Below are 14,809 nucleotides of genomic sequence, written 5' to 3' on the forward strand. Positions count from 1 at the left end.
CGTATGCCGGGCTTTCAGCCCTCTTTCCTTTGTTGTAGCTTTCCCAGGGCTTGCGCCGCTGGGCTAGTGGTATGCCGGTCCGTTGGACCTGTCGGAATGGGTTTGGGTGTCGTTGAGGGTTGGTGGCTTCTGGCACCCCTTCGGGGTGCGTTTCTTGGTGGGAGCTATCGGTGGGTCTTCGACGCCACCGCTACTTTCTGGCATCCCGCTTGGGATGCTTCGGAGGGGTTGGGCGTCGTTGGAGGTGGGTGGCTTCTGGCACCCTTTCGGGGTGCGGATTCAGGGTGGGCTTTCAACGGGTCTAGCGACCCGTTGCTACTTTCTGGCATCCCGTTTGGGATTCTTCGGAGGTGGTGGGGAGCGTGCCTTCAGCACTTGGGTTTGGTGGTGGTTGGTTTCCAGGACTGCGTCCTTCGCTCGCACGGAGCGCCCCATTTGGGGCTGGGGGAAGGGGCGGTTAGGGTTGTTTGCTCGGCTATCGATTCGTTGCGGCTTTCGCGGGGCTTGCGCCGCTGGGCTGTGGGTATGTCGTTTCGGAGGGGTTGGGTTTCGTTGAGGGTTGGTGGCTTCTGGCACCCCTTCGGGGTGCGTTTCTTGGTGGGAGCTATCTGTGGGTCTAGCGACCCGTTGCTACTTTCTGGCATCCCGTTTGGGATACTTCGGAGCCGGATGGGGAGCGTGCTTTCAGCACTCGGGGCTGGTGGTGGTTGGTTTCCAGGACTGCGTCCTTCGCTGGAACGGAGCGCCCCATTCGGGGCTAGGGGAGTTTGATGGAAGGGATAGTTAGGTTTAGCGCATACCAGGCTTTCAGCCCTCGTTTCATTGGTTGCTTGCGCTTGTCCTTCGCTTGGACGGAGCGCCCCGTTCGGGGCTGGGGAGCGTGCAGTGCTGACTTCCTGTTGGATTGGAGATCGGGTGGTGATTGGTAGGTTTTGCCCCCTCACTCCGGCTCTCTCCCCCAAATTCCGGAGAACTTGGGGGAGAGAGGGGCTTCGGGTGGGTTTCCGTTCTTTGTTTGCTCTTAGTCAAGTTGGTGGGGGGCGGGGGACTCTTCTTTAGTTGTCTCGGCTAGGAAGGAGTCGGAGCGGGGGTTCGTGGATCTTGGGAACCAGCCGGACTCTCCTATCCCCATCTTTCCTCTCGGGGACGAAAGGAAAGGGGCCGGAGGCGTTGGCTTGGGCGTTTGGTTTGGGGGGTGAGGAGACTGAAGGATTGTCCGGCTAGTGTTTCCAGATGAGGTGTTTCTCCTGGTTGGGAGTGATCGTTTTGATGGTGCAGTCCATGAATGCTACGGAGGCTTTACCTTTGATGGACTTCAGCTTTCCGGCTGAACCTTGGTAGAAAAGAACGACCTTATCGGGCCGCTTAATGGTGCCGTACCGAACGTTTGTGAGATTCTTGTTGAAGCTGTATGCAGTCTCTCCGGAAGTATCTCCTGGATAGCTCCAGAGCTTGTCGTTTTTTAGATATGGGCGAGGCTCTTTTTGGGCCGTTTCCGGTGTTAGCTTGAAGACATCGTCGTTATCAGTTAGGTACATGAGCATGCCGACTGTGATTTGTCTTAGCCGAGAATTGCTCTCCAGTGCTCGTTTCAGGTCTTTATATTTGGTCAGTGAATATGGGTCGATGACGTAGGCGGCCAAGGACCCTACAAAGTCGGATCTCGATGGGAGCGGAAGGGTCTTCTGGGATGATTCTCCACTGACCTTGCACAAGGTTCTGGTGACATACTCCTTGAGAATTGGCCGATTCACCGCTTGGTCTTCGCACTACCGTTTCATAACTGATTCTCGCGTTTGTCCCTCTGGTTGCTGCGCGTGTGACTTTTATCGTGATCAGTCCAAACGGCTTTTGATGCATAAGCTGTTCGGTAAAAGCGAAGTCCCGGTGGACCTTGCCATGAACTACGTATTTATAAGCCTCCTCCGGATTCTTGGCGTTGATCGCTGAGATGAACTTCTTAACGGAGGATTCGGGAGACGCCCCACTCGACTGCTGAGCAAAACCTCCAACACTGAGAATTAAGAGGGTTGAGACACAGAGACTTTTCATGGTTGTAACTAAAGATCGACAAGTGAACCCTTTAATTATAGCCACAAAATAGTATTAAGGATATATTACCTTAATACTATTTTCACTCTATGGTTAGGCTATTTTGCCGAAGCCAGGTTGTTTGAATAGGGCCCGGGCGTGGTTGAGTTGTTGTTCCATGGCTTTGGGGCCTGGGCCGCCGTAGGATTCTCGGCGTTGGACGGAGCCTGCTGGTTGGAGGACGCTGAGGGCTTCGGTTGGGATTTCTGGGTCGATTTCGTGGAGGAGTTTCTCGTCTAGGTCTTCTAGGACGATGTCTCGCTCTTGGCAGCCTCGGACTACTTTACCGACCATCTCGTGGGCCTGTCGGAAGGGGATTCCGTTGGAGGCTAGGAAGTCGGCTAGGTCTGTTGCTGTGGAGAAGTCGCCTCGGACGGTGGAGGCCATTCGCTCGGTTTGCCATTCTGCGGATTCCAGCATGAGGTAGGTGAGCGTGATGGAGTCTCGGACTTTTCTGAGGGAGTCGAAGAGGGGTGGTTTGTCTTCTTGGGTGTCTCGGTTGTAGCCGAGTGGGAGGCCCTTCATGACGCCTGCGAGGGTTGTCCAGTTGGAGATGGCTCGCGCGGTTCTTCCACGGATGAGTTCGGCCATATCTGGGTTTCGCTTTTGGGGCATGATGGACGAGCCTGTGGTGCAGGTGTCGGCCAGTTTGATGAACCCAAACTCCTTGGTGGAGAACAGCACGAGCTCTTGGGAGATTCGGCTGAGGTCGAGCATGAGGAGTGCGCAGAGGTGCAGAGCGTCCAGGAGGTACGAACGGTCGCTGGTTGCATCGAGCGCGTTGGGGATGGGGGCTGTGAAGCCCAGTTCCTTTGCGGTCTGTTCGCGGTCGATGGGGAAACCTGTACCGGCGAGTGCGGCTGCTCCGAGGGGGGAGTAGTTGGCTAGCTCGGTGAGTTTTTCTGTTCTCCAGCCGTGTCTTTGGAGTGCCCAGAAGTGGGCCATGAGGTGGAAGCCCAGTGTGATGGGTTGTGCCCGCTGTTGGTGGGTGTAGCCGGGCATGATGGTGTCTTTGTGCTGCTCGGCCTGTGTGAGTAGGAGTCCTTGCAGTTTTTTGATCAGCCTTTCCACGATGAGCAGTTCGTTGTTCAGGTAGAGCCGGGTATCGGTGGCGACCTGATCGTTTCGCGATCTTGCTGTGTGGAGTTTTCCGGCGACTTCACCGACGAGTTCGTGCAGACGGATCTCGATGGCGGTGTGGATGTCTTCGACGTCTAGTTTAAGGAAATCGGGGCCTTGTTCATGGATTTTCTCCAGGCCTCCTATCAGTTGCTGGGCTTCTTCAGGCGTGATGATGCCTACAGATCCCAACATTCGTGCGTGGGCAACGCTGCCGATGATGTCTTCTTGCCAAAAGTTCAGGTCTGTCTCGATGGACTGCCCAAATCGATCTACCAAAGCATCAGTGCTCTCGGAGAACGCCCCGCCCCAAAGCTTCTTCATATGAGGTTATCTTACCGGGCCAAAAGTGCCGCAAAACCAGCTTTGAACCTTATCCGGCAATTTTGGGAAGCGGCGGGGGACGGTTAGTCGTTGGATCCAGTCTTTTTCTTGGACGGTTTGGTCTTTTTGGCGGGGGTTGTGAGTGATCGGTTGTGGCGGGCATCGTTCTTGATGTCATTGGGCGCGTCGGACATGTTGAGCACGGAGTCATAGCATTCAATCTCCCCCTTGATGTCTCCTTGCTTTCCTAATGCAACTCCTTTGTTCAAGAGTGACCGTGCCCTCTCCTCAGACGGGGCGTCTGGCATGTTGAGAACAGAGTTGTAGCATTCAATCTCCCCTCGGAGGTCTTCTTGCTTTCCTAATGCCCAACCTTTGCTGTAGAGAAACCATGCCCTTTGATCAGACGGGGCGTCTGGCATGTTGAGCACGGAATCGCAGCATTCAATTGCCCCCTTGAAGTCTCCAAGCTGTCCTAATGTAACTCCTTTGTTATAGAGAGACTTTGCCCTTTGCTCAGACGGGGCGTCTGGCATGTTGAGCACAGAATCGAAGCAATCAATTGCCCCCTTGAGGTCTCCAAGCTGTCCTAATGTAACTCCTTTGTTATAGAGAGACTTTGCCCTTTGCTCAGACGGGGCGTCTGGCATGTTGAGCACAGAATCGAAGCAATCAATTGCCCCCTTGAGGTCTCCAATAGACGCCATGGCAGTTCCCAAACGGTATGTGAACAGGGCTTTTTCAGTGGTGCTCAGGTTCTTGGGATCACTTAGTAGCCGGTCATAGAGTGGCAGTGCTTCGCTATAATTGAAACTCAGGTATTTTGCTTCCGCTTCAGCGATCAACGCGTCTCTGCCCGCCTCTTTTACATTTGCTTGGTCTAGGGTTTCGCCGCGGAAGAAGCGGTTTGCCTCGTTGAGGCGGTCGATAACTTTCCTCAATGCCTCTTCTGCATCGAACTGTTCTAATTCACCTTGTAAGTCCGCTTGCTGAGGACGCTTGTGTCTAGGGTTGGCAAGCTTCATGTCCGTGAGGTCACAGCCTTCTAAACGAGCACGTATCGATTCAATCGGGTATTGGATGAGTTTAGGTAGCGCCTCTCCGCAGACCTCACGATAGAGTCCTGCAAAAAAGTCGTTCGCATCCCGAATGGGAACGTAATAGCAGTTGCTCTTGGCGGCGAGCAAATGCTTCGCTTTATCGGAGAGGTTGCTGCTCTCTAGCGAGGTTCCTCTGTCACACCAATAGAGACACCGTTGGAACTGGTCGACTTGCTCTAAGGCTGAGAGCAGAGTGTCGTCCCATCCGCTGTAACCCACGATGATGGTTGCATGGGTCTGTAAGTGAGGAGTAAAGAACCGTGCGTTCTTCGATGCGTATTTCTTGATCTCCTCTTGGCCGTTTAGAAGCAAGTAACGGTAAACGCTTCCGTGGGCATGGATGATGTGCGTGGCGTTTTCCGCTCCATCGTCATTGGGGTATCCGAGAACGTCTGGCCTATCGGAAACGAAATACGGAAGGCCAACGAGTTGGAAAGCTGTTTGCAACAGTGGGTCGAAGTTTGTGGTGAAGATGTGACCGCACAGATTGCTTTGCTGAACTTCATATAAGAACGAGGCTAAGAACAGATTGGCCCCGTTCATTCGCTTGCCTATTCGCTTAACCACATCTCGGAAGTATTGAGCCGCCCTCTTTGGATCGTACATTTTCGCTGGTGTACAGAGGCAGTGGAAGGCTGCTTGGTAGGCGTTACTGCAGGTCTTGTCTGTTGGGAAGCCTTCTTCATCCAGTTCGAACTTTAGATCGAAGTATTCCGGTTGATGTGAACAGCTTGCTTGATGGGCATGTACATCCTGCCACAACTGCTTCGAGCGTTTGAGAACCTCACTCGCTCTGTCCTCTCCTAACGTCTCCGCAAGACGGCGTCGACTTTGCCCTTTGATCGCTGAATCGTAATAGTCCTTTAAACATGCGTCGTTGCTGGAGTCTGCGCACCACTGCCACCAGGCCAGATCCCAGTCAACAATTGCCCGGGTGACGGGAACCAGTGGGTAGCTCATTCCTGCTCCGAGCAAAAAGGAGAGCTTCGGTCCATGCCCCAACCCGTCTGCCATCAGATCTTTGATTCTCTGATACAGGTCTTGCTGACTAATCTGATTCCCCACGGCCTCTGAGTATGGGTACTTAGCCTTATGGAATACAACCTTTGGCGCGCGCGAGTCAGTACTAGGGCCTTACCCTTCGGTGGTGAATGGGTGGGTAGTATGCAACTAAAGCTCCATTTGACTTGCGACCGTTCAGGCTGGGGGGCATACTTCTGACTGATGTTGCGGCGTGAGTTTATCGGTGGGTGTGTGCTGGCGATTTTGAGTGTGTTGTGTGGCTACGCCTATGAGATCTCGAGCGTATTCCGACCGGCGCCTCCACTCTCGGAAACCCAGGTTGTCTTTGGCAAGGTGATCTCTTCGCGTTTGAACAAGCGCCACCAAACCGAAGGCTTCATCCACTCCAGCGAACTCAACTTGAAAAGCATCCCTTCGGGCGTGTATCGGTTTACGACTAAGCACACTGTTGAGGGGCCGTTTTTTACTGTGACGGATTCTGCGGGGCGGACTGTTTGTAAGGGGTTTGTGCGTGGTGGATAGCGGGTTTGAAGGCGAACTGTGAAATTTGACGAATCGATGGCGAGAATTCGCTTGGATGAACTCTCTGATTGGGTTCTTGCCGACCCATTGGTGGACGACGAGGCTCATGCTCTCGGGTTCGTGGATCTTCCTGAAGGCTGCAGTGCTGAGTACCTCCCTGACGGGTTGTGTGTGGCGATGCGAGTTTATGAGGAGATTCGCAAACTGCTCTCAGAACGACCGGAGCGGAGAAGGCTCATCTATATTCACCTTGAGACGGACACGGTGTGCCCAACGGGTGTTCCTCGTACTCGGGAGGAGATTGAGGCGCGACTCAATTACTCGCCACCCTCCATCTTCGTGTACGACCCAGTAGAAGGTGGGTGGGAACAAGAAAGGCCGAACATCATCTATCTGGAAGAATTGGATATTCACAAGGTCTTTGAGGGCTGCTCTTTTGTCGGAAAGGGTCTTGTTGCAAAATACGCGATCTTTAAAGATCGGGTGCCTTGGGAAACCGGGCCTGAGTATGGGCCTGTCGTGATTGTTGGGGAGGCTCAGTGGCTTCCGAGCGACCGTGACCTGAGAACTCTTGCTGAGCGAATGGGATCTTGGAGTCCGATTGAATCATCGGGGCAAATGGGGGGCTAGATTGGCTCTTCGGATAAGTTAAATTGTTAGTTCGATGTGTTTATGAAGTTTCCGATGCTCTTCGTGCAAGTACGCGAGCTGCTTTACAGTTCGTCAAATCTTGCCAATATTGGTTGGTGGAGAAGGGGCATTTTTGAAATGAAACGATCACTTGGGGTTCTGAAGAAGTTATTGGTTATCGCCGTATCCCTGGGGGTGGTTGCGTTTGTGGCGATGTCCGTCGCGCAATTTCGAAGGGCGAGCTATCAGGCTTTAGTTAGTACGGCATTTGGGGAGCTGATTGGGTGCAGGATGGTCTTTCACAGCGATAAGGAAGGACTCATTCGTGTACCGGTTAGTGTTGATGAGTTTGGGCCTGGGCATTTACGCACCGTGTTTACCAAGAATATTAATGAAATTCCCTCTGGGGATTATCGATATACGACAGAGAAAACGGGGGAGCGAACTTCTTTCTCGGTATTCAGTGGGCATGGTGAGTTGGTTGCAAGGGGCATTATTCATCGAGAGTTGAGCACCTTACGTTAAACGCTTTCCGAGGGCCTTTGAGGTTTTGGAGCAACCAAGTGCGCTGTGTCACGGACACCTATTTTGAGAGCTGCCACTGCTAGGACCATGTTCCCAGTCTTGGCCGTCGGCCCCTTCGGCAAAGTTGGGGGTCTGAAGTGAGATTATCTTGCCGGGCCCAAAGTGCCGCAATGCATTTTGACCCTTCTCCGGCAATCTTGAGCACTCGGGAAAGGAGATGATCAAGAAAGGGAACGTCAGGTGGGAAGATCTAGGGCCTGTGAGAGTTGATGAACTTGGGTAGAGGTTCGGTGTGAGTCGCTTGCTTCCTTTTTGGCCTCTGACTAGGTCTTTGTACCTAGAAGGAACTGAGGCTACTTTAAAGGGAGTACGAGTTGATCTTTTTTGGATTAGTGCAAGATGAAACATTGTTCATTAAATCAATCAATAGAGCGAATATATTAAGAGAGGCGTTAGTTTAAGGCCCAGTAAATAGGCTGGTGACATTTCAAATTATTGCGAATTTTGTCCCGTAAACTGCCTCTTGCATATGAGCAAACCTTATCAAAGGGTGATTTCATCGGCAATCAGTCTCGTACTTGTGTCGAACACATTTGTTCCGACGCTCGCTATGGCAAAGGCTTTTGAGCCAGTAAAGATCCCGCCTAAACCTATTCCAGCACTACCAAAGTCGACGGCAAAGCCGACTTTCAAATCTGTTACGATTGACCCAACAGTTCGGCCGAGCACACCTGTAGCGACGCCTGTTGCGAGACCTACTTCCGGGAAGTGGGCTTCACTTTTGGACAGCCAAGGGGCATTCCGCGTTCCTTTCACTGAGAAGCAGCGGAAGACCTGGGCACTCGAAATTCAGGAAGGTGTCAAACCTGAGCGAGAGGCTCGACTTCAGATTCAAGTTGGCGAGTTCTATCTCGGTAACCATCATCCTGTGGAGGCGCTGGCGCGATTTACGCGTGCTGAGTCACTTTTGCCAGCAGCACACGCTGACAAGGGGCTCGCAGCTTACGACCGAGCGCTTGCTCTCTATTTCCAAGGTGACTTTAAAGCATCGCATGCTCAGTTCAAGTCGCTTCTGGCAAGCGGACTTTCTGGTTACGACCGAAAAGTGGCGCAGCTCTACAGTGTGCATGCTGCCACTCGGGAAGGTGAGAAGGCTCACCGAAAGAGCCTTGGCATTCCTGAGCATCCACGCATCAACCCGCTATCTGGTGTTGAGAGCATGGGAGTTTGTGTTAAGCAGCTTGGCATCCAAAACGTTGATCCGAAGAGTGCTGTTCGCTATGACGGTGAAGGAAGCACCGGGAAGGATCTTCTCGATTCCTGCTCTAAGCTCGGACTGTTCGGTCGATTTGTTGTTCCCACTGATAAGAAGGGGCTGATTGCTGTTAGCAAGCCGATTGTTGCCAGAGTTGAGAAGGATCGGTTTGTCACCATCAAGAAGGCTGATGCAAATGGCATTACCTATCAAGACGGCGCGGAAGTTCACCTCACTTGGAAGCAGTGGGAGCAGTTACAGGCTGATAAGTTCTTAGCCGTTGCTAAGGCTGGAAGTGCTGAGGCGCTTGCTCTTTCTTGTTTGCCTGCGAGCCCGGTGAAGGAATCCCCGAAGATTGGTCTGGCCGTGTTAGGTAGTCAGAATCTTGGAATTGTCGTGGCAGCGCAACGGAACTTGAACGCGATGGCGGTTCACGTTGTTGGGACTGGATTCCCCGCTATTGCGACGCTGCAACTTCCTGGTTTGCGAGAGACAGCGGTTCAGCCGACTTTTCAGAACTTGGCGGTAGACGCTGATGTGAACCTTGCTACCGGTGAGGAAATACACTCTCCTGCTCCTGACATCACTGTATATAACCCGAAGGGGCCTGGTTTTAGCTTCCAGAGAAGCTATCACAGCTTGTCCAATGTGACGCCAACCGGTATGGGATCTGGTTGGACACACAACTATAACTATCGGATTCAGGTTGCTGGTACGACGACGGCCACAGAGACTATCGGGACGATCATCTTACCAAACGGTGGCGAGATTCCTTTTACGGTCCCTAGCACGACTCCCACGGCTGCAAATCCCGAAGTCAACGTTCCATTGCCTGCTGGGGTGCCTATGCAGTTACGGTTGACATACAATGACATTCTGCCAGCCTATCCCTATTACACAATCGTGTTTCCGGATCGAACGAAGTGGAAGTTCAACTCTTTACTCGCTTCGGACTCCTTCGTATTGGGTGGGACGACGTATTACCGAGCATTCTCGATGCCTGGTGATATCGTTGACAAGTTTGGCAATATCGTCACTTGCGTTTGGAACGCTGCAAGTTCAAGTAAGGATAACGACTCCAAGACCGGTCTTCCCGGGCTCTTCCGCTTGTATTTAGTTTATGCGAATAGCACGCCTACGGTGTCTCTACGTTTCTTGTACGACTCAAATGGTCGATTAACTAGCGTCTACGAACAGCCAGCAAGTCAATCAGACTTAGAGAAACGATGTGTGCAGTATCAAGTACAGGCTATACCAAATGATTCAGGTTACACCCCGGCCTATACTGACGAACTCAGCTACGTGTCGGATATCGCATCAGCTACGTTGAACAGTTCGTCACAGATTGTTGAGGCGCCTGCAGGAACGGCCGAATACTATGGATACACTTATCTGTCCAATGGTCGCACAGGTGAAAAGGTTCCCTTCCTCACCCAAATCAATTTCCGAAATCCAGGGAGTCGAAACTCAGCCACTGGCGTTTGGCCTGACTCAGCCATCACCAACTATGTTTCTGAAAGCATTGCGTATGACTCCAATGGCGGAGTTGCTTCGAGGACGGACGTTGACGGGAATGTGACGCTTATCCAACCGCAGGTTTCGGGTACGTCGCTGGTTTCCACAAAAGTTACCACCCAAGATCCAGGTGGAACCATCGCGAGTTGCTACTACAGTTACTCCGACGCGAATATGTCTGCGACCAAGAAAGTGTTCGTTACTGCCTATTCAGGTTCTACGGAGACGGCTTGGGCAACTCCTGAGATTCGTAGCTACACTTCTGGCAATCCATTTCAGCCTTCAAGTATCACGACGCAGTATAGTGCTACTCAGACGTACACCACGAATTACACGTGGGACAATTACGGGCATATGTTGACGATGACTACTCCTAAAGGAAAAGTCACGACCAACACATATCTTGCGAGCCCGAACAACTTCTATGACGACAGCTTGCAGTCAACTCAGGTTGCCGGAAAGACAGCTACAAGCTATGCATACTACTCAAACGGTAGCCTGCAGTACACCTATACGCCCATTCCGGGTCACTCCAACGATGGTCTAACTCAGACTACCGCTATAGCCTACTCCAGTATTGGTAACCCGCTGACTGTTGTTTCTCCAGGAAACAACTCGATCAGTACTCACACCAAGACAGTTAACTACACGACGGGTGGCGTGGAGCTTTATGCTCGCCCTGCATCCATCACGGATGAACTTGGACACTCCACTCAGTACGTCTACGACAGTCGTGGCAACGTGACGCAGGTGACGACCGCAGATGGTGATGTCACGAACTACACGTATGACTTGGCCAACAAGGTCACTCGGATTACCTACCCGGTCACGGCGTTTCCTAGTGGACGCAGAAGCCGTGTGTTTGTGTATATGTGGCTCAATGGCCCACTCTCAAAGACCGTGGACTACGATGAATCGGGAAGTCCCGTTCGTACCGACGACAAGTTATACGGACCCGACGGCAATCTGCGAACTCAGACCGGAGTGAGTGAGTACGCCAACTTTTACTATGATGCGCTACAGAGGTTGATTCAGCTTCAACCAGCAAATGCATGGTCTACGAAGGCCACGCAATACACTTATAACCTGCTTGGGCAGATCGCCACTGTTCGCTATCCAAACACCACGTCACTTACGGGTGTGGATACGGTTAATTTCACCTATGACTGGGTAGGAAATGTCACGAGTCGAACAGATGGTCTTGGCCGAGTTACGAACTACACGTATGGAGATACAGACGGTCTTCTTTCTGCTGTTAGCTACCCAGCGAATAGCTCCAAAAATATTGCCTATTACTACGATGACTTCGACAGATTAACTCTTACAACTGATGGCGTTGGAGCTGAATACAGAGGCTACGACGATTGCGATTTCCTCTATTCAAAGACTCGCTACTTTACGGGTATCAGTACCGGACAGGTTGTTCAATATAACCGATATCCAGACGGAAGCTTGGCGATTCTGACCACTCCCTCTGGCACCTTTAGTCATTTCTATGATTCTGCGGGTCGCTACCAGGAGATGGACTTCAACAACGGGTCTGGTGTCGTTGCTGCTACGGCTCAGTACTCCTCAGGTGGAAAGCAGACTCGCCGTGGTCTCCCTACAGGTTCTTATTCCACTTATCAGTATCAAGGAACTGGAAACGTTCAGGGGCAGTTGACCGCTATGCACAACATACGCGGTGACGGTTACGACTGGGCTGATTACGACACGATGACGTATGACGGAGTTGGAAACCTTACTTCTGTACATACGAATGTAGCTGGCCTTGGAAGTCATACTGGCACGACCACGTACGGCTACAATTCGACAACCAAGACGGTTCTCACGAGTGAGACGACCACTCGAACGGCTGGCTTTAACAACACGTTTGCGTACGATTCTGGAAGGAATCCGACGACATTCCGAGGCACTGCTGGCGCTACCTTTAACGCTGATGATCAGCGCGTGGGTGGTACTTACGACGGCAACGGCAACCAGACCGTCATCAACGGATCGACATGTACTTACGACGAAGAGAACCGGATGACCTCATTTGGATCGCTTCTGACGAACGGGTATGCGGCCAATGGCGAGAGAGCTTGGAAGCAAGGTGCTACTGGCGGGAAGACTTACTTCCTTTATGACGGTAACAATCCGGTCTGTGAACTTGACAGCACGGGAGCTGTGATTGCCACCAACGTTTATGCTCCAGACGGCTTGGTCGCTCGAAAGCAGAACGGCGCTTGGATCTACTACAACTTCGATCAGCAGGGCAGCGTTACTGCTCCGTTTGACCTGAACGCGAACATTTACACGTTCCGACTATACGACTCGTACGGCAAGGAGTCTTGGCTGCCAGGTTCGCAGTCCACGCAGCAGACAGACCCATTTGGGTTCAATGCGCGATGGGGTGGGTATTACCTGGATCGTGAGACTGGGTTGTATCTGTGCGGGACGCGTTATTACGATCCGAACCAGGGTCGTTGGACGAGCCGGGATCCGATTAGCTATCAGGGTGGGATTAATGTCTACGCGTATTGCGGCGGTAATCCGGTAGGCAGAAGCGACCCAAGCGGTAAGTATGTCATCGTGGCGCTCGCATTAGTAGGGTTAATCGCTGTCTACGTTCTACCTGACATCATTAAAGACATACACGAGGAGCGGGCTAAGGAAAAGAGAGCGAGAGCGAAAGCGAGAGCAAATCGAAAGCATGCATTGGAAGATAATCAGTTCGGTGGATCCAGGGTCCCGTCACCAAATCAGTTCATGAGAAATTCCAATAGGCCCCCGGGACTTCGATGGGACGTTCTGAAGGATGGTGCAAAAGGTAGAAGTCCAAGCCATATCCAATACGGCCCTGAAGGCTCACCAAGGTTAAATGCCGACGGCACATGGTCGGAACTGAAAGGAGGAGCGGTGCCGAATTGGCCAAAAACTGTTTGGAAATTTCTCGAAAAATACGATTGGAGCCCCAAAGGCTATAATCCGCCATCACCTAACGACGGTGGGGCCGAAGGCAGCGGTCTGGAAGGCACCGGATTAGAAGGTACCGATTTAGAAGGTACCGGAATCGACGGTTCTGGAATCGAAGGTGGTGGGTTTGAAGCAGGCCTATGAAATTTGACGAATCGATGGCGACAATCCGTTTGCATGAACTCTCTGACTGGGTTCTTGCCGACCCATTGGTGGACGACGAGGCTCATGCCCTCGGGTTCGTGGATCTTCCTAAAGGCTGTCCAACTGAGTACCTACCCGACGGGTTGTGCGTGGCGATGCGAGTCTATGAGGAGATTCGCAAACTACTCTCGGAACGACCCGAGCGGAGAAGGCTCATTTATATCCACCTCGAGACGGACACCGTCTGCCCGACGGGTGTTCCTCGTACGCGGAAGGAGATCGAGGCCCGACTGAACGTTTCGCCGCCATCCATCTACGTTTACGATCCGATAGAAGAAGGTTGGGAAGAAAAGAAGCCCAATCTCATTTTTGCGGAAGAGTTAGACATACATAAGGTCTTTGACGGCTGTTCTTTCATCGGTCAGAACCTGGTTGCGAAGTACGAGATATTCAAAGATCGAGTACCTTGGGACACTGGCCTTGAATATGGACCAGTCGTGGTTGTTGGGGAGGCTAAGTGGCTTCCGAGCGACCGTGACCTAAGAACTAATGCCGAGCGGATGGGATCTTCAAGCCCAATAACTTAGGTTGGGCAAGACCTCCGTCTGCCGCCGCACCTATTCAGAGGTTAATTGGACTCAGTGGGCAGTCGCCCCACACATAAAAAGTGTGGGGCGACTGCTTTTTAAGCTGATCTGGAAGCTGCCACTGAAGTAGTGGTCTGGAATCTAGCTGGTGTTTCAGGGGGACTCCAGACCTAGATGAGCGGCTTAGCACCACGCAAAAAGCCCAGCTAGAAACCCTAGCTGGGCTTTCCGTTATACAACTCCCTGCCCTACTCGTCGGCGAATGGGTCGTATTCGTCGGGGGAGGGGGCTGGGGCGTTGGAGGGGCGGGAGGTGGATACTCCGGCTGGGGTGGGGCCTCCGGCGGCTTCGTCTCTTGGGCGGTCTAGGAGTTGGACGCTGTCGGCTACTACTTCGATGATTTCTCTGTTAGCGCCTTCTTTGTCTACAAACTTCCTGGTTTCTAGACGACCGTCAACGGCTACTAGTCGGCCTTTGCCGCCGTAGTTGGCCACGAAGTCTGCGGTTTGGTTCCAGGCTTTGACTCGGAAGAAATCAGCGGTTGCTGAACCGTCGGTTGGTTTCAGTCGCTTGTCTACGGCGATGGAGAATTCCACCACGCTTTTTCCGGTCGTGGTGGTTCGCAAATCTGGGTCTCGGACAATTCGACCGATCAAGATAACGCGGTTCAGGCTCATGGTTTGCCTATCTTACTCTTCTCGGAGGTAGACGCGATGTCGGATGACTTCGTCGTTGATGCCGAGGAGTCGGTTGAGTTCGGAAGGGACCTTGGGGCCGGATTCGAAGTGCATCAGGATGTAGTTGCCTTCTTTGTAGTGGTTGACTTCGTAAGCCAGCTTTCGCTTATCCCACTTTGCTGCGGACTCTACGGTTCCGCCGTGCTGCTCGACGACGCCTTTGTAGCGGTCGGCAATCTTCTGGACGTCGGAGTCTGTGAGCTCCGGCTTAACAATATAAAACGCTTCGTACTTTCGGTTAGCCATGATTGGTGATTGCTCCCTGTGGGCAATTTGGCT

Annotated in this window: 12 protein-coding genes; 5 read left to right on the plus strand and 7 right to left on the minus strand. The window is 52.4% G+C overall.

Going from position 1 to position 14,809, the window contains the following annotated elements; all coding sequences use genetic code 11:
- Positions 1 to 63: 63 nt before the first annotated feature.
- From ACZ51B_RS10115 to ACZ51B_RS10135, 5 genes are all read right to left on the minus strand, one after another.
- Entirely contained in the window at positions 64 to 204 is a 141-nt protein-coding gene (locus tag ACZ51B_RS10115; protein WP_464297126.1) for a hypothetical protein, read from the minus strand.
- Positions 205 to 368: 164 nt separating this feature from the next.
- Positions 369 to 644: a hypothetical protein gene (locus ACZ51B_RS10120; protein ID WP_464297127.1), complete on the minus strand. Its 276-nt coding sequence runs from the start codon at positions 642 to 644 to the stop codon at positions 369 to 371.
- 576 nt (positions 645 to 1,220) lie between these two features.
- Positions 1,221 to 1,754: a hypothetical protein gene (locus ACZ51B_RS10125; protein WP_464297128.1), complete on the minus strand. Its 534-nt coding sequence runs from the start codon at positions 1,752 to 1,754 to the stop codon at positions 1,221 to 1,223.
- A 391-nt stretch (positions 1,755 to 2,145) separates the two neighbouring features.
- A complete protein-coding gene (gene argH, locus ACZ51B_RS10130; RefSeq protein WP_464297129.1) occupies positions 2,146 to 3,534 on the minus strand; it encodes an argininosuccinate lyase in 1,389 nt (462 codons plus the stop codon).
- 83 nt (positions 3,535 to 3,617) lie between these two features.
- Positions 3,618 to 5,699 carry an SIR2 family protein gene (locus tag ACZ51B_RS10135; RefSeq protein WP_464297130.1) on the minus strand — a complete coding sequence of 694 codons (2,082 nt, stop codon included), beginning with the start codon at positions 5,697 to 5,699 and terminating at the stop codon, positions 3,618 to 3,620.
- A gap of 159 nt (positions 5,700 to 5,858) precedes the next feature.
- Between ACZ51B_RS10135 and ACZ51B_RS10140 the strand changes: the two genes are divergently transcribed.
- From ACZ51B_RS10140 to ACZ51B_RS10160, 5 genes are all read left to right on the plus strand, one after another.
- Positions 5,859 to 6,179, plus strand: coding sequence for a hypothetical protein (locus ACZ51B_RS10140; RefSeq protein WP_464297131.1), 321 nt, complete (start codon positions 5,859 to 5,861; stop codon positions 6,177 to 6,179).
- 18 nt (positions 6,180 to 6,197) lie between these two features.
- Positions 6,198 to 6,809 (plus strand): hypothetical protein, encoded by a 612-nt coding sequence (locus ACZ51B_RS10145; RefSeq protein ID WP_464297132.1) that lies wholly within the window; start codon positions 6,198 to 6,200, stop codon positions 6,807 to 6,809.
- A gap of 42 nt (positions 6,810 to 6,851) precedes the next feature.
- Positions 6,852 to 7,334 carry a hypothetical protein gene (locus tag ACZ51B_RS10150; RefSeq protein WP_464297133.1) on the plus strand — a complete coding sequence of 161 codons (483 nt, stop codon included), beginning with the start codon at positions 6,852 to 6,854 and terminating at the stop codon, positions 7,332 to 7,334.
- 529 nt (positions 7,335 to 7,863) lie between these two features.
- On the plus strand, positions 7,864 to 13,206 hold the full coding sequence (locus tag ACZ51B_RS10155) for an RHS repeat-associated core domain-containing protein (RefSeq protein ID WP_464297134.1): 5,343 nt from the start codon (positions 7,864 to 7,866) through the stop codon (positions 13,204 to 13,206).
- On the plus strand, positions 13,203 to 13,793 hold the full coding sequence (locus ACZ51B_RS10160; RefSeq protein WP_464297135.1) for a hypothetical protein: 591 nt from the start codon (positions 13,203 to 13,205) through the stop codon (positions 13,791 to 13,793). Before ACZ51B_RS10155 ends, ACZ51B_RS10160 begins: the two co-directional genes overlap by 4 nt.
- Positions 13,794 to 14,041: 248 nt before the next feature.
- Here the strand turns inward: ACZ51B_RS10160 and ACZ51B_RS10165 are convergent, their stop codons facing one another.
- A complete protein-coding gene (locus ACZ51B_RS10165) occupies positions 14,042 to 14,470 on the minus strand; it encodes a single-stranded DNA-binding protein (protein ID WP_464297136.1) in 429 nt (142 codons plus the stop codon).
- Between the two features lie 12 nt (positions 14,471 to 14,482).
- Positions 14,483 to 14,776, minus strand: coding sequence for a 30S ribosomal protein S6 (gene rpsF, locus ACZ51B_RS10170; RefSeq protein ID WP_464297137.1), 294 nt, complete (start codon positions 14,774 to 14,776; stop codon positions 14,483 to 14,485).
- Positions 14,777 to 14,809 lie beyond the last annotated feature (33 nt).

This window comes from Fimbriimonas sp. LA-C6, assembly GCF_055398105.1.